Genomic DNA, 15,270 nt, shown 5'->3' with positions numbered 1-15,270 from the left:
GGCTGCCCGATGCCCCGCCCGACCGTCGTTGTGACACGACCCGCCGGGCAGTCCCGGCAACTGACCGAGGCCCTGCAGGGCGCCGGTCTGGATGTACTCAGCTTCCCGCTGCTGGCGATCGGCCCCGCCGCTGACGACGCGCCGCTGCGCGCGGCGCTGGCGCGGCTGGACACGTTTGCGCTGGTGGTGTTCGTCAGTCCCAATGCCATTGCCTTTGCCCTGGACACGCTCGCGGGCGTGCAGGGCGCGGCCGTCGCCCGCTGGCCGGCGCAGGTCGCGGTGGCGGTGGTCGGCCCCGCCAGCGTCGCCGCGCTGGCCGAGCGCGGCATCGCCGCGCCGGCGTATCGCGTGATCGCGCCCGCGGGTGCCAACGCCAACGGGCCGGGCCATGACGATACGGTGCCCGATGCCGAGGCGCTGCGTTTCGATTCCGAGGCGCTGTGGGCGCAGCTCGACCCCGCCGCGCTGGCCGGCAAGCCGGTGCTTATCATCCGCGGCAACGGCGGGCGCGACTGGCTCGGCGACCGCCTGCGCGAGGCCGGCGCCCAGGTCGAAGCGGTCGAGGCCTACCAGCGCACGCTGCCGGAACCCGGTGCGATGCAATGGCAGGCCGTGCGCGACAACCTGCGTCCCGGCGCCGCACCGCATGCCTGGCTGCTAACCAGTTCCGAGGCGGTGCGCAACCTCGACGTGATGGCGCGGCAGCATCTGTCGCCCCAGGAAGACGCTTCCCTGCGGCAGGTGCAGTGCATCGCGCCCCATGCGAGAATCGCCGAACAGGCGCTGGCACTGGGCTTCGCCCATATCCAGCGCGCCGCGCCCGGCGATGCCGGCCTGCTGGCGGCGTGCCTGCAGTGGGCCGATGCCTATGCTGGCCCCGCGCCCTCGAGCCTGCCGGCGCCGCCCGCAGCGGCGGTCTCGCGGCCGGTCGAAGGTGTCGCCCAGTCAGCCGCCCACCCGGCCGCCAGCGCGCCTGCCGCAGTCCCTGCAATGTCAACGAAGGTCGAACGCGTGACGCAAGAAACCACGTCCTCCTCCGCTACGCCGCCGCCCGCTGCGGCCTCTGTCCACCCGGCGCAGTCCGCGCAGGCGGTGCCGCCGCAAGGCGCCGGCCACGCCGGCGCTGCCCGTCCCGCCGCGCGCCGCTCCGCCGCGCTGTGGGCGCTGGTTGCCGTGCTGGTGGTGGCCACCGCCGGCGGCTTCTGGTGGCTGCAGCAGCGCGTCGACCACCTCACCGGCGAGCTGGCGCGCCGCCAGCAAAGCAATGACGCCCTGGTGCAGGAGTCGCGCGTGCTGACGCGCAACGCGCAGGACACCGTCAAGGAGCTGCAGGCCAAGGTCGGCGCGCTGGAGAACCAGGTCGGCGAGACCCGCGACAAGCAGGTGGCGCTGGAGCAGGTCTACCAGGACCTGATGCGCAACCGCGACGACTGGGAAATCGCCGAGATCCAGCAGTTGCTGACCAGCGCCGGCCAGCAACTGCAGCTGACCGGCAACGTGCAGGTCGCGCTGGCCGCGCTGCAAAGCGCCGATGCTCGCCTGGCGCGCACCGACAAGCCGCAATACAACCTGCTGCGCCGGGCCATCGCGCGCGACGTGGCGCGCATGAAGGCGGTGCCCGACACCGACCTGACCGGCGCCGCGATCAAACTGGACGAAGCCATCAACCAGGTCGACGCGCTGCCGCTGCTGTCCAGCGAGCGCATGCTCGAGCGCAGCGAGGCCGATGCGCGCAAGGGTGCCGCCGCCAACGGTGGCAATGGCGCCAGCGCGCCGGCCGCCGCCAACGGCACCGGCCCGGGCTGGTTCACCCGCTTCTGGGACTACCTGCGCGAAGAGCTGGCGCAGGTGATCCGCATCCGCAAGGTCGACGATGCCGAGGCGCTGCTGCTGTCGGGCGACCAGGGCTGGTTCCTGCGCGAGAACGTCAAGCTGCGCCTGCTCAATGCGCGCCTGGCGCTGCTGTCGCGCAACGAGCCCGTGTTCCGCAACGACCTGGCCGCCGCGCAGGCGATGATCGGCCGCTATTTCGATACCAAGTCGCGCCGAGTGCAGGGCGTGCTGACACTGCTGCGGCAGGCGCAGGCCGGCGCGGTCACGGTGCAGCTGCCGACCATGGCCGAGAGCCTGGGCGCGCTGCAAGCCCTGAAGAAGGAGTAAGCCCATGCGCCTTCTGTTCTGGGTTGCGGTCCTGTTTGGCGGCGCCGTCGGGCTGGCCCTGTTCACGCAGTTCAACCACAGCAATGTGGTGCTGTTCTATCCGCCGTACCGCGTCGAGCTGTCGCTGAACCTGGCGCTGGCGTTGCTGCTGCTGATCTTCTTCGTGGTGTGGACGGTGATGACCACCATCCGCCATCTGGCCGAGATGCCGCGCCGCGCCGCCGCCTACCGCGAGCGCAGCCGCATGAGCAAGGCCCAGGCGGCACTGAGGGAGTCGATCGAGAACCTGTTCGCCGGGCGTTTTGCCCGCGCCGAGCGCGCCGCGCGCGAGGCCCAGTCGTGGGACGACCAGGCCCAGACCGCCGCGCTGATCGGCGCGCGCGCCGCCCACCGCATGCAGGAAACCGAGCGCCGCGACGCCTGGATGGCGCAGGTGACCGACCCCGAGCGCGAGCAGGCGCGGCTGGTGTCGATGGCCGAGCTGCTGGTCGATGCCCGCGACGCCGACGGCGCGCTCGAAACCATCGCCCAGCTGCAGTCGCAGGGCGCGCGCCAGATCCACGTGCAGCGCATCGCGCTGCGCGCGCACCAGCACCTGAAGAACTGGTCGGAGGTGCTGCGCCTGGCGCGCTCGCTGGAGAAGCGCAACGCGCTGCATCCGGTGCTGGCGCTGCGGCTCAAGCAGATGGCGGTCGAAGCCATGCTGGACGAGCGCCGCCACGATGCCGAGGCGCTGTCCGAGTTCTGGCGCTCTTTGTCCGCCGACGAGCGCCGCGCCACCCGCATCGCCGAACCGGCGGCGCGCTACTTCGCCGCACTTGGCCGGCAGAACGAGGCACGCCGCATCATCGAAGACGCGCTCAAGGTCAACTGGGACAGCCGCCTGGTGCTGCGCTATGCCGATTGCGCCGTGCCCGGCCATGCGCTGCCGCAGATCCAGCAGGCCGAGAAATGGCTGGCCGCGCATCCCGCCGACGCCGACCTCTACTACGCGCTGGGGGTGCTGTGCCTGGGCGAGAAGCTGTGGGGCAAGGCCCAGTCCAGCTTCGAGCGCGCGCTCAAGTATGCCGATCCGGACCAGCAGCGCCGCCTGCGCGTGCGCACGCACCTGGCGCTGGCGCGGCTGTTCGAGGAAACCGAGCGCTTCGAGGACGCGCAGCGCCACTATCGCGAAAGCGCGATGCTGGCCGCCTGAGCGCCGCCCCGGCCGGGGCGTTCAGTCCTCCGCGCCGGCGTCCTTCACCTCCTGCTTCGCCACCTGCTTCACCGCTTCATAGCGCCGCAGCGTTTGCCGGCGCGCCACGTCATGCTGCACCAGCGGACGCGGGTAGTTGTCGCCCAGGCGCACGCCCGCATCCGCCAGCACGGCTTCCGGCGCGGTCCATGGCGCATGCAGGTACTTGTCCGGCAAGGCCGCCAGCTGCGGCAGGTATTTGCGGATAAAGCGCCCCTGCGGGTCGAACTTCTGCGATTGCGTCACCGGGTTGAAGATGCGGAACCACGGCTGCGCGTCGCAGCCGGTGGATGCCGCCCATTGCCAGCCGCCGTTGTTGGCGGCGAGGTCGAAGTCATTGAGCTGGTCGGCAAAGTACTGTTCGCCGCGGCGCCAGTCGACGCCGAGGTCCTTCACCAGGAAGCTGGCCGTGACCATCCGCAGGCGGTTGTGCATGTAGCCGCTTTGCCGGATCTGCAGCATCGCCGCGTCGATCAGCGGATAGCCGGTGGCGGCGTCGCACCAGGCGCGGAAATAGCGCTCGCCGGTGTCGCCGTCCTGCCAGCGGATCGCGTCATAGGCCGGGTGGAACGCGGCGCCGGCGGCCACGCGCGGATGGTGGTGCAGGATCATGAAATAGAAGTCGCGCCAGATCAGCTCCGACAGCCACACCGCGGCGCCCGCGCTGTCGGCGCCGCCGCGCAGCATGGCTGCGTGCGCGGCGCGCGCCAGCGTGCGGATCGAGATGGTGCCGAAGCGCAGGTGCACCGACAGGTAGCTGGGGCCGCGCAGGGCAGGGTAGTCGCGCCGGCGGCCGTAGTTGCCGATGCGCCCGGTGAATTCCTCGAACAGGGCCTGTGCACCAGAGGCACCGGTGGGCATCGCGATCTCGGCGAGATTGCTGGCGCCAAAGCCGAGTTGCGCGAGCGTCGGCACCGTCTGGCGGTACGCGGCGGGCACCGGGGCCAGCGCCGGCAGGTACGGGTCGACCGGATAAGGGCGCAGGTCGAACGGCTCCACGGTCCTGAGCCAGGCGTTCTTGTACGGGGTGAACACCGAGAACGGCTTGCCCTGGCCGTTGAGGATCTCGTTGCGCTCGAAGATCGCCTGGTCCTTGAAGGTGAGCAGCGCGCAGGCGTGTGCCGACAGCGCCTGGCGCACCGCTTCGTCGCGCGCGTTGGCGGCGGGCTCGTAATCGTGGTTGGCAAAGACCGCCTCGGCTTCCAGTGCGCGCGCCAGTGCCGGAATGGCGCCCTGCGCGCGGTCGTGCAGCACGATCAGGCCGCCGCCGGCGGCGGCCAGTGTCTCGGCGAGTTCCACCAGCGATTGCCGGATGAACTCGACCCGCCGGTCGGCCCGCGGCCCGCGCGCCAGCAGCGGGTCGAGGATGTCGCGGTCGAACGCGAACACGCACCACACCTGCGCGCAGTGCCGCAGGGCATAATGCAGCGCCGCGTGGTCGGTGGCGCGCAGGTCGCGCCGGAACCAGACCAGTCCGCGCGCAAAGGTCTTGCCGATCCGGTACGGTTGCCGGGACGTAGCCGGGTGGGCTGCTGCCTGCATCTTCGCTTGCCTGTCTGACGGGTTGGCCGGCGCTGAGACTTGTGGGCGCCGGATCGATCGCGCCGATACCCTAACATAGCGGTACGGAGCCGGCACGCCGCCGCGCGCCGGGCCGCAACCGCAATTTCTACAGAAGCTCATGACTCTCGACCGCATCCTTCAATCCCAGGGCTTTGGCACGCGCCGCTACTGCGGCGACCTGATCGCCGCCGGTCTGGTCGAGGTCAACGGCGAGCTGTGCGAAGACCCGCGCGCGCAGTTCGAGGTGGATGGCCTGCGCCTGACCATCGACGGCGAGCAATGGCTGGCCTGCACCAAGGCCTACCTGATGCTGAACAAGCCCGCCGGCTATGAATGCTCGCAACGCCCGCGCCACCATCCCAGCGTCTACAACCTGCTGCCGGTGCCGCTGCGCCAGCGCGAGGTGCAGGCGGTGGGCCGGCTGGACCATGACACCACCGGCCTGCTGCTGCTGACCGACGATGGCCAGTTCATCCACGCCCAGACCTCGCCCAAGCGCAAGGTGCCCAAGATCTATGATGTGACCACCGCCGAGCCGGTCGCGCCGGAGCAGGCCGAGGCGCTGCGCAGCGGCGTGCAGCTGCTGGACGAACCGGCACCGATCGCGGCGGAAGCCTGCGAGATCACCGGCGAACGCAGCCTGCGGCTGACCCTGGTGCAAGGCAAGTACCATCAGGTCAAGCGCATGGTCGCGGCCGCGGGCAATCACGTCGACGCGCTGCATCGCAGCGCGATCGGCAGCCTGCAGCTCGATCCGGCCCTGGCAGAGGGCCAATGGCGCTGGCTGACGGCGGACGAACTGGCTGCGCTGACGCGCAAGGCCTGAGCCTGACCGCGGTTGTGGCGGGCGGCGGAGCGCCCATTGCTGCACTGGAGCGCCCGCCAATCTTTTCCGGAAGACCCCCGGCGATTTGATAAAATGCAAGGCATGGCGAAGCCCGAAGCACCCATCAATCTAACCAATCAGTTCCTGATTGCCATGCCCGGCATGGCCGATCCGACCTTTTCGGGTTCCGTCGTCTACATCTGCGAACACAATGAGCGTGGCGCGCTCGGGCTGGTGATCAACCGGCCCATCGACATCGACATGGCCACGCTGTTCGACAAGATCGACCTCAAGCTCGAGATCCAGCCCGTGGCGCACCAGCCGGTCTATTTCGGCGGCCCGGTGCAGACCGAGCGCGGTTTCGTGCTGCACGACCCGGTCGGGGTCTATGTCTCGTCGCTGGCCGTTCCCGGCGGGCTGGAGATGACCACCTCCAAGGATGTGCTCGAGGCCGTGGCCAACGGCAGCGGCCCGCACCGCTTCCTGCTGACGCTGGGATATTCCGGCTGGGGCGCCGGCCAGCTCGAGGAAGAGCTTAGCCGCAACGGCTGGCTCACGGTCCAGGCCGATCCCGAGATCATCTTCAGCGTGCCGCCCGACGAGCGCTTTGCCGCCGCCATCCGGCTGCTCGGCATCGACTTCACCATGCTGTCCGGCGAGGCCGGGCATGCCTGATGCCGTGGGGCGTGAACTGCCCCGCGACGGCACGGTCCTGGCATTCGACTACGGCGAAAAAAAGATCGGCGTCGCGCTGGGCAACTTCATCACGCGCGAGGCGCGTGCCCTGACCATCCTTCCCAATATCACCGTCGAAGGCCGCTTCGAGGCCGTGGCGGCGCTGATCCAGGAGTGGAATCCGGTGCAGCTGATCGTCGGCATGCCGGTCAACCCCGAAGGCGGGGAGCAACCGTCGATGAAGCTGGCGCGGCGCTTCGGCAACCAGCTCAACGGCCGCTTCGGCCTGCCGGTGGAGTGGGTCGATGAGCGCTATACCTCGCGCGCCGCGTCGATGGCCGGCGCGCGCCGCGGCCAACTCGATGCCGAGGCCGCGCGCATCATCCTGCAACAGTACTTCGACCAATTCCCGCTATGACGCAGATTTCCGTTCCCGACGCCGAGTCGCTGTACCGCAAGCTGCTGGACCAGGCGCAGGCGCTGATCCCCGAGGCCGAGCGCGCGCGCTGGTCGGTGGCCGGCATCCATTCCGGCGGCGCATGGATCGCCGCGCGGCTGGCCGCGGACCTGCAACTGCCCGACCACGGCGTGATCAACGTCGCCTTCCATCGCGACGACTATGCCAAGAAGGGCCTGCACAGCCAGGCCCAGCCGACCACGCTGCCGTTTGCCGTGGATGATCGCAACATCCTGCTGATCGACGACGTGCTGGCCACCGGCCGCACCATCCGCGCCGCCGTCAACGAGTTGTTCGACTACGGCCGCCCCGCGCGCGTGGCGCTGGGCGTGCTGGTCGACCGCGGCGGACGCCAGCTGCCGATCGCCGCCGACCTGTGCGCCGCCGAGATGGCGCTGCCGCCCGGCACGACCCTGGTGCTGTCGCGCCAGGGCGAGGGTGCGGCCGCGCAATTCGCCTTCGCCACCGAACCCACCGATTCCGCCACCGGCTGAACCGGCACCGAAGGGCGCCCGGCGCGCCCGGAAGCCCGGCCCGACAGCCCGCAAGCCTGCCCCGAGACCAGACCACCTCCCGTTTTTTGCCCGCGCCCGACCAGCCATGACCAAGACGTTCCGCAACCCGCAGCTCACCAAGAACGGCGAACTGAAGCACCTGCTGTCGATCGAGGGGTTGTCGCGTGACATGATCACGCACATCCTCGACACCGCCAGCCAGTTCGTCTCGCTGTCCGACTCCGACCGCGATGTCAAGAAGGTGCCGCTGCTGCGCGGCAAGAGCGTGTTCAACCTGTTCTTCGAGAACTCCACCCGCACCCGCACCACCTTCGAGATCGCCGCCAAGCGGCTGTCTGCGGATGTGCTGAACCTGAACATCAATGCCTCGTCGACCAGCAAGGGCGAGTCGCTGCTGGACACCATCAACAACCTGTCGGCAATGTCCGCCGACATGTTCGTGGTGCGCCATGCCAGCTCGGGCGCGCCCTACCTGATCGCCGAGCACGTCGCCCCGCACGTGCACGTGATCAACGCCGGCGACGGCCGCCATGCGCATCCGACCCAGGGCCTGCTGGACATGTACACCATCCGGCATTTCAAGCAGGACTTCACCAACCTGACGGTGGCCATCGTCGGCGACATCCTGCACTCGCGCGTGGCGCGCTCCGACATCCACGCGCTGACCACGCTGGGCGTGCCCGAAGTGCGCGCCATCGGCCCGCGCACGCTGCTGCCGTCCGGGCTGGAACAGATGGGCGTGCGCGTGTTCCACAGCATGGAAGAGGGCCTCAAGGGCGTCGACGTGGTCATCATGCTGCGGCTGCAGAACGAACGCATGAGCGGCGCGCTGCTGCCCTCCGCGCAGGAGTACTTCAAGGCCTACGGCCTCACGCCGGAGCGCCTGGCGCTGGCCCGGCCCGACGCCATCGTGATGCACCCGGGGCCCATGAACCGCGGCGTCGAGATCGACTCCGCCGTGGCCGACGGCCCGCAATCCGTGATCCTGAACCAGGTCACCTTCGGCATCGCCGTGCGCATGGCGGTGATGGGCATCGTCGCCGGGAACAACGACTAATGCCGGACAGCTCGACCCCGTACGCCAGCCACAACACACCGAACCAGCCCAGCGACACGACAAGCCAAGCTATGAAGATTCACATCCAGGGCGGCCGCCTGATCGATCCGGCCAGCAACACCGACGCCGCGCAGGACCTGTACATCGCCGCCGGCAAGATCGTCGGCGTCGGCAGCGCCCCGGCGGACTTCACCGCCAACAAGATCATCGATGCCAAAGGGCTGATCGTATGCCCCGGCCTGGTCGACCTCTCCGCGCGCCTGCGCGAGCCCGGCTACGAATACAAGGCCACGCTCGAGTCCGAGGTCGCGGCCGCCACCGCCGGCGGCGTCACCAGCCTGGTGTGCCCGCCCGACACCGACCCCGTGCTCGACGAACCCGGCCTGGTCGAGATGCTGAAGTTCCGCGCCCGCACCCTGAACCAGACCCATGTCTACCCGCTGGGCGCGCTGACGCTGGGCCTGAAGGGCGAGACCCTGACCGAGATGGGGCAGCTGACCGAGGCCGGCTGCGTCGGCTTCAGCCAGGCCGAGGCTCCGGTGCGCAACACCCAGGTGCTGCTGCGCGCGCTGCAATACGCGCAGACCTTCGGCTTCACCGTCTGGCTGCGCCCGGAAGACCCCTTCCTTGGCGGCGGCGTCGCCGCCAGCGGCGCGGTGGCCTCGCGCCTGGGCCTGTCGGGCGTGTCGGTGATTGCCGAGACCGTGCGGCTGCATACCATCTTCGAACTGATGCGCAGCACCGGCGCGCGCGTGCACCTGTGCCGCCTGTCGTCCGCCGCCGGGCTGGAACTGGTGCGCCAGGCCAAGCGCGAAGGCCTGAAAGTGACCTGCGACGTCAATATCCACCACGTCTCGCTGACCGACATGGATATCGGCTACTTCAACTCGCAGATGCGCTTCTCGCCGCCGCTGCGCAGCCCGCGCGACCGCGACGCCATCGTCGCCGCGCTGGCCGACGGCACCATCGATGCCCTGTGCTCCGACCACACGCCGGTCGATGACGACGAGAAACTGCTGCCCTTCGCCGAAGCCTCGCCCGGCGCAACCGGCCTGGAGCTGCTGCTGCCGCTGACCCTGCGCTGGGCCAGCGAGCACAAGGTCCCGCTGGCCCAGGCGCTGGCCCGCATCACCGCCGAGCCCGCGCGCGTGATCGGCCTCAAGGCCGGCACCCTCGCCGTCGGCCGCGCCGCCGACGTGTGCGTGTTCGATCCCAGGCAAGTGTGGAAGGTCGAGCGCCGCTCCCTCAAGAGCCAGGGCAAGAACTCGCCGTGGCTCGGCTACGAAATGGAAGGCAAGGTCCGCATGACCCTGTTCGGCGGGCAAGTCGTCTACGGCAACCACGCCCAGGCATGATCTGGCTGCGCAAGACCGCACTGGTCCTGCACCTGCTGCGCGGGTTGCTGACGTGCGCCTTGCTGTTCCCATGGCTGGGCGTGCGCTCGCGCGCATGGCATATACGGCGCTGGTCGCGGCGCCTGCTGCGGATCTGCGGGGTGGAAGTGGAGGTGGTAGACGCCACTGGCGCCGCGCACACCGGCGCGGCGCGGCAGGGGGCGATGGTGGTGTCCAACCACATCTCGTGGCTGGACATCTACGTCATCCACAGCTGGCAGCCGGTGCGCTTCGTCGCCAAGTCCGAGATCCGCAGCTGGCCGCTGATCGGCTGGCTGTGCGACAAGACCGGCACCATCTTCATCGAACGGGCGCGCAAGCGGGATGCGCATCGCGTGCTGCATGACATTACCGATGTGATGCTGCAGGGCGATCTGGTCGGGGTGTTTCCGGAGGGGACGACGACGGATGGGACCAGCGTGCTGCCGTTCCATGCCAACCTGATGCAGGCGCCGATTTCGGGCGGGCTGCCGGTGCAGCCGCTGGGATTGAACTACCTCGATGCGGCCACCGGCCAGCCGACGCTGGCCGCCGCCTATATCGGCGACACCACGCTGCTGCAATCGCTGGAAGCGGTCCTGCGCGCGCCGCGGATCAAGGCGCGGCTGGTAATCGGGCCGGCGCTGGTGCCGGCTTCGGGCGACCGCCGCGATCTCGCGGCTTCCGCCAGGGAAGTCGTCGCCCATCTCAGCCAGGGCGCCGCGGAGCACGCCGCCACGGCAGCCCAACGCCTGAATCGACCGCCCGAACCCGGCAGCGCGCCCCAGCCCGCGCCCGCTGCCATTGGCTAGCCGTCCTGCCGTCCCCGCCAACGCGGGATAGCGAGTCAAGCCAGCGGATCGCAATATTGCGGGCAATCCACCTGGATGACGGTCCGCTCGGCGGGATCCTGCGCCAGGCGCGCCGCCGTCAGCTTGCCACCCCAGACGCAACCCGTATCCAGCGCCATCAGGTCCGGCCGCATGACCAGGCCCAGCGTCGACCAATGCCCGCAGACCACCGTCACGTCCCCGGTGCGCCGCCCCGGCACGTCGAACCATGGCATGAACCCCTCCGGCGCCTTGCCCGGACTATCCTTGGTCTTGAAGTCCATCACCCCGTCGGTGGTGCAGTAGCGCAGGCGGGTGAGGGCATTCACCACCACGCGGAGCCGCTCCATGCCGCGCAGGCCGTCGTGCCAGCGATCGGGATTGTTGCCGAAGATGTCGGCGAGGAAGCCTTGCCAGTTAGGGCCCTGCAGTTGTTCTTCGACTTCATGGGCAAGGTCGATCACCTGGGCTGCTGTCCATTGGGGCAGGACGCCGGCGTGGACCAGCAGGAAGTTGTCTTCCAGCAGGGCCACGGGGCGGTGGCGCAGCCAGGTGAGGAGCTCCTCGCGGTCGGGGGCGGCGAGGATGTCGTCCAGGGTGTCGTGGCGGCCTTTCTTGCGGACACCGGACGCGACAGCCAGAAGGTGGATGTCGTGGTTGCCAAGGACGGTTTCGGCACGGTCGCCCATGGCGCGTATCGTGCGTAGGGTTTGCAGGGAGCCGGGACCACGGTTGACGAGGTCGCCGACGAGGCGCACGTCAGGCTGTGCGGGCAGGCGAGCCAGCAAGGCGTCAAGCGAAGGCGCGCAACCTTGCAAGTCACCGATGGCATAAAGTGATGTATGGGTAACGTTTTTTTCGGGCATCTGGTCCAGGGAGAACAAATTCGCTTCTATTTGTAGTTTTGTGACCGATATAACGTGGCACGGTTACATGAGGCTACAAAAAGGCGCCGCCGCCACGCAGGCTGGGGCATTCCGTCGGATAGAATACCGCCACTTCTGCAGGCACTTACGGTCCCGCCGTCCGAAAAGAGGACAAGGTGGGCGCTCGGCTTTTTGCCGGGTCATCGAAACATATCGACGCAAGGAGCAAGTTTTGTCCCATATTTTGGTCACTGGGGGCGCCGGGTTCATTGGCGCCAATTTCGTTCTGGCATGGCTGGGCGACAAATCGGCGGATGGGGTCGTCAACGTCGACAAGCTCACTTATGCGGGCAATCGGAAGACGCTGGCGTCGGTGGAAGATGATCCGCGGCACGTGTTCTCGCAAACGGATATTTGTGACCGGGCGGCACTGGACCAGCTCTTCGCCACATACAAGCCCCGCGCGGTCGTGCACTTCGCCGCCGAGAGCCATGTTGACCGGTCCATTCATGGGCCCGGTGAATTTATCGAGACCAATATCGTTGGCACGTTTACGCTGCTCGAAGCCGCGCGCGCCCACTGGAGCGGCCTGCAAGAGCCGGCAAAATCCGAATTCCGCTTCCTCCATGTATCGACCGACGAAGTGTTCGGCTCGTTGAGCGAAACCGATCCCCAGTTCTCGGAAACGACCCCCTACGCACCCAACAGCCCGTACTCGGCGTCCAAGGCCGCCTCGGATCACCTGGTGCGCGCGTATCACCATACCTACGGTTTGCCGGTTCTGACAACGAACTGCTCGAACAACTATGGGCCGTATCATTTCCCGGAAAAGTTGATTCCGCTGGTGATCGCCAACGCCCTAGCCGGCAAGCCGCTGCCCATCTATGGCGACGGGAAGAACGTGCGTGACTGGCTGTACGTGCGCGACCACTGCTCGGCCATCCGCGAGGTCCTGGCGCGCGGCCGCCTCGGTGAAACCTATAACGTCGGCGGCTGGAACGAGAAGACCAACCTGGACGTCGTGCACACCCTGTGTGACCTGCTTGACGAACTGTCGCCCAAGGCCACCGGCTCGTACCGCGACCAGATCACCTTCGTCAAGGATCGCCCGGGCCATGATCGCCGCTATGCGATCGATGCACGCAAGCTGGAACGCGAACTGGGCTGGAAGCCGGCCGAGACCTTTGAAAGCGGCCTGCGCAAGACGGTGCAGTGGTATCTGGATAACCAGGCGTGGGTGCAGGACGTGATGTCGGGGGAGTATCGGAATTGGGTGGCGAAGCAATATGCCGCTTGAGTACGGCATGTTCCCCAGGATCCTGCTCATCGGCGCCAATGGTCAACTGGGTTTCGAACTGACACGCAGCCTCGCGCTGCATGGAACCGTGGTGGCGGTGGACCGCCGTCAATGCGATCTGACCGATGCCGACAGTGTGCGAGGTGCCGTCAGAACAGCTCACCCGGACATCATCGTCAATGCCGCCGCCTACACCGCGGTCGACCTCGCGGAGCAGGAGGTCGACCTGGCCAATGCGGTCAATCTAGTCGCGCCGGGAATTCTGGCAGAGGAAGGCGCAAACTTGGGCGCGCTGGTCGTCCACTATTCGACTGACTACGTATTCGACGGCACCAAGGCCGGTGCATACGTGGAAACTGACGTGCCCAATCCGTTGTCTGCTTATGGCAAGTCGAAGCTGGGCGGCGAGCGCATGGTCCAGGCGGCGGCGGCGAACCACCTGATTTTCCGCACGAGCTGGGTCTACGGCTTGCACGGCGGCAATTTCCTGAAAAGCATCGTCCGTGCTGCCACGACTCGTGAATCGCTGAGCGTAGTGTCGGATCAGTGGGGTGCCCCAACCCCGGCTTCGCTGGTCGCGGACATCACGGCTGTAGCCGTGGGCAGGTACCTGAACCGCGCGAAGCAAGACTTCGTTCCGGGGGTTTATCACCTGGCTGCACTGGGCGAGACCAATTGGTGCGACTATGCAAAACTGATTGTCCGGTATCTCACGGACAATGGCGTGCCTCTGTCACTTGGCGCGGACAATATCCGCGCGATCACCGCAGAGGAATACGGCAGCCCCGCACCAAGGCCCGCGAACTCTCGTCTCGATACGTCAAAGTTGCTGAATGGTTTCGGCATTGCGCTACCCGAGTGGCACCGTGACGTGGAGCGTACGTTGCGCGAATTCATCGATATCGCGGAGTTCGCACTGGTAACAGATGCATGCAAGACATCGAAAGAGTAGACATGAAACGCAAAGGCATAATTCTGGCGGGTGGCTCTGGCACCCGTCTATATCCCATCACGCGATCGGTGTCCAAGCAACTGCTTCCCGTTTACGACAAGCCGATGATCTATTACCCGCTGAGCACGCTGATGCTCGCAGGTATTCGTGACATCCTGGTGATTTCCACGCCGCAGGACACACCCCGCTTTACCGAAATGCTGGGGGATGGCAGCCAGTGGGGCCTGAACATCGAGTATGCGGTGCAACCATCCCCGGATGGACTGGCCCAGGCTTTTGTTATCGGCAAGTCCTTCGTTGGCTCCGATCCGTCTGCGCTGATTCTTGGCGACAACATTTTTCACGGTCACGACCTGGCCAAGCAATTGCAGCGCGCGGCGTCGCGTGAGGCGGGGGCCACGGTATTTGCCTATCATGTGCACGACCCGGAGCGTTATGGCGTTGTTGAATTCGATGCAAGTTTCCGCGCCTTGTCGCTGGAAGAGAAACCGGCGCAGCCTCGCTCCAACTATGCCGTGACGGGCCTGTATTTCTACGACAACCAGGTCTGCGACATCGCGGCGGATATCAAGCCTTCAGCCCGTGGCGAGCTCGAAATCACGGATGTGAACAAGCGCTATCTGGAAGCCGCCCAGCTGGAAGTCGAGATCATGGGGCGTGGCTATGCCTGGCTGGACACCGGTACTCACGACTCGCTACAGGAGGCCGCCACGTTCATCGCGACACTGCAGAAGCGGCAGGGGCTGATGGTGGCGTGTCCGGAAGAGATTGCGTTCCGCAATCAATGGATTTCGGCAGATACGATGCAGAAGATTGCATCGGAACTCGCAAAGAACGGTTATGGCCAGTACCTCCAGCAGGTATTGAAGGAGTCGATTGCATGAGCATGAATATTGTCACGACCGCTTTGCCCGAGGTTCTGATTCTCGAGCCCAAGGTTTTTGGCGACGACAGGGGCTTTTTCTTCGAAAGCTTCAATGCGCGCCAGTTCGAGGATGCCACGGGACTGAAGCGGGATTTCGTTCAGGACAATCATTCTCGCTCCGCGAAGAATGTCCTGCGTGGCTTGCACTACCAGATCCAGCAGCCCCAAGGAAAGCTGGTGCGCGTGGTAGCGGGTACGGTGTTCGATGTGGCGGTGGATATCCGCCGCAGTTCGCCGAATTTCGGCAAGTGGGTGGGCGTCGAACTCTCGGCCGAGAACAAGCGTCAGCTGTGGGTGCCTGAAGGCTTCGCGCATGGTTTTGTAGTGCTGTCGGAGAGCGCGGAGTTCCTCTACAAGACTACCGACTATTATGCCCCGCAGTTCGAGCGGTCGCTGCGCTGGGACGACCCGGCACTGGCCATTGAGTGGCCAATCGACGGAATACCAGTGCTTTCGAAGAAGGATGAAGACGCGCCGGCTTTCGCAGTTGCTGAATTGTTTGAATGATTAAATAGATATCTGAATTCCTGGGAGAAAAAG

The 15,270-nt window shown here is 66.8% G+C and carries 15 protein-coding genes; 13 read left to right on the top strand and 2 right to left on the bottom strand.

The window, feature by feature from the left end; all coding sequences use genetic code 11:
- Window positions 1-9: 9 nt before the first annotated feature.
- Window positions 10-2,160, top strand: a complete 2,151-nt coding sequence (gene hemDX / locus CBM2586_RS12480; protein WP_115687821.1) for a fused uroporphyrinogen-III synthase HemD/membrane protein HemX — start codon at window positions 10-12, stop codon at window positions 2,158-2,160.
- Window positions 2,161-2,164: 4 nt separating this feature from the next.
- Entirely contained in the window at window positions 2,165-3,355 is a 1,191-nt protein-coding gene (locus CBM2586_RS12475) for a heme biosynthesis protein HemY (protein ID WP_115687819.1), read from the top strand.
- A gap of 21 nt (window positions 3,356-3,376) precedes the next feature.
- Here the strand turns inward: CBM2586_RS12475 and CBM2586_RS12470 are convergent, their stop codons facing one another.
- A complete protein-coding gene (locus CBM2586_RS12470) occupies window positions 3,377-4,936 on the bottom strand; it encodes a cryptochrome/photolyase family protein (protein WP_115687817.1) in 1,560 nt (519 codons plus the stop codon).
- A 139-nt stretch (window positions 4,937-5,075) separates the two neighbouring features.
- Between CBM2586_RS12470 and CBM2586_RS12465 the strand changes: the two genes are divergently transcribed.
- The 7 genes from CBM2586_RS12465 to CBM2586_RS12435 all read left to right on the top strand — a co-directional run bounded on the left by CBM2586_RS12465 (window position 5,076) and on the right by CBM2586_RS12435 (window position 10,672).
- Window positions 5,076-5,783, top strand: a complete 708-nt coding sequence (locus tag CBM2586_RS12465; RefSeq protein WP_115661390.1) for a pseudouridine synthase — start codon at window positions 5,076-5,078, stop codon at window positions 5,781-5,783.
- Between the two features lie 102 nt (window positions 5,784-5,885).
- Window positions 5,886-6,458 (top strand): YqgE/AlgH family protein, encoded by a 573-nt coding sequence (locus tag CBM2586_RS12460; RefSeq protein WP_025583981.1) that lies wholly within the window; start codon window positions 5,886-5,888, stop codon window positions 6,456-6,458.
- A complete protein-coding gene (ruvX, locus tag CBM2586_RS12455; protein WP_115687815.1) occupies window positions 6,451-6,876 on the top strand; it encodes a Holliday junction resolvase RuvX in 426 nt (141 codons plus the stop codon). The genes CBM2586_RS12460 and ruvX overlap by 8 nt, the downstream gene beginning before the upstream one ends.
- Window positions 6,873-7,409, top strand: coding sequence for a bifunctional pyr operon transcriptional regulator/uracil phosphoribosyltransferase PyrR (pyrR, locus tag CBM2586_RS12450; RefSeq protein ID WP_092306782.1), 537 nt, complete (start codon window positions 6,873-6,875; stop codon window positions 7,407-7,409). The genes ruvX and pyrR overlap by 4 nt, the downstream gene beginning before the upstream one ends.
- A 106-nt stretch (window positions 7,410-7,515) precedes the next feature.
- Window positions 7,516-8,487 (top strand): aspartate carbamoyltransferase catalytic subunit, encoded by a 972-nt coding sequence (locus CBM2586_RS12445; protein WP_115661393.1) that lies wholly within the window; start codon window positions 7,516-7,518, stop codon window positions 8,485-8,487.
- Window positions 8,488-8,558: 71 nt separating this feature from the next.
- On the top strand, window positions 8,559-9,842 hold the full coding sequence (locus tag CBM2586_RS12440) for a dihydroorotase (RefSeq protein ID WP_115687813.1): 1,284 nt from the start codon (window positions 8,559-8,561) through the stop codon (window positions 9,840-9,842).
- Window positions 9,839-10,672 (top strand): lysophospholipid acyltransferase family protein, encoded by an 834-nt coding sequence (locus CBM2586_RS12435; RefSeq protein WP_115687811.1) that lies wholly within the window; start codon window positions 9,839-9,841, stop codon window positions 10,670-10,672. The genes CBM2586_RS12440 and CBM2586_RS12435 overlap by 4 nt, the downstream gene beginning before the upstream one ends.
- A gap of 35 nt (window positions 10,673-10,707) precedes the next feature.
- Here the strand turns inward: CBM2586_RS12435 and CBM2586_RS12430 are convergent, their stop codons facing one another.
- Entirely contained in the window at window positions 10,708-11,556 is an 849-nt protein-coding gene (locus CBM2586_RS12430) for a symmetrical bis(5'-nucleosyl)-tetraphosphatase (RefSeq protein ID WP_115688751.1), read from the bottom strand.
- A gap of 232 nt (window positions 11,557-11,788) precedes the next feature.
- On the opposite strand from CBM2586_RS12430, the gene rfbB reads away from it, so the two are divergent.
- From rfbB to rfbC, 4 genes are read left to right on the top strand one after another with little or no spacing between them, the layout of a single operon-like run.
- Window positions 11,789-12,853, top strand: a complete 1,065-nt coding sequence (rfbB, locus tag CBM2586_RS12425) for a dTDP-glucose 4,6-dehydratase (protein WP_115687809.1) — start codon at window positions 11,789-11,791, stop codon at window positions 12,851-12,853.
- Complete coding sequence (gene rfbD / locus CBM2586_RS12420; protein ID WP_115687807.1) at window positions 12,843-13,805, top strand: dTDP-4-dehydrorhamnose reductase; 963 nt, start codon at window positions 12,843-12,845, stop codon at window positions 13,803-13,805. The genes rfbB and rfbD overlap by 11 nt, the downstream gene beginning before the upstream one ends.
- Window positions 13,784-14,689, top strand: a complete 906-nt coding sequence (gene rfbA, locus CBM2586_RS12415; RefSeq protein WP_306418333.1) for a glucose-1-phosphate thymidylyltransferase RfbA — start codon at window positions 13,784-13,786, stop codon at window positions 14,687-14,689. The genes rfbD and rfbA overlap by 22 nt, the downstream gene beginning before the upstream one ends.
- Complete coding sequence (gene rfbC, locus CBM2586_RS12410; protein WP_115687803.1) at window positions 14,686-15,237, top strand: dTDP-4-dehydrorhamnose 3,5-epimerase; 552 nt, start codon at window positions 14,686-14,688, stop codon at window positions 15,235-15,237. The genes rfbA and rfbC overlap by 4 nt, the downstream gene beginning before the upstream one ends.
- Window positions 15,238-15,270 lie beyond the last annotated feature (33 nt).

The sequence above is a fragment of the Cupriavidus taiwanensis genome, from assembly GCF_900250115.1.
Classification (GTDB): Bacteria; Pseudomonadota; Gammaproteobacteria; order Burkholderiales; family Burkholderiaceae; genus Cupriavidus; species Cupriavidus taiwanensis_B.
Note: the sequence above shows the minus strand (reverse complement) of the source record. Positions and strands in the feature narration are given on the sequence as shown.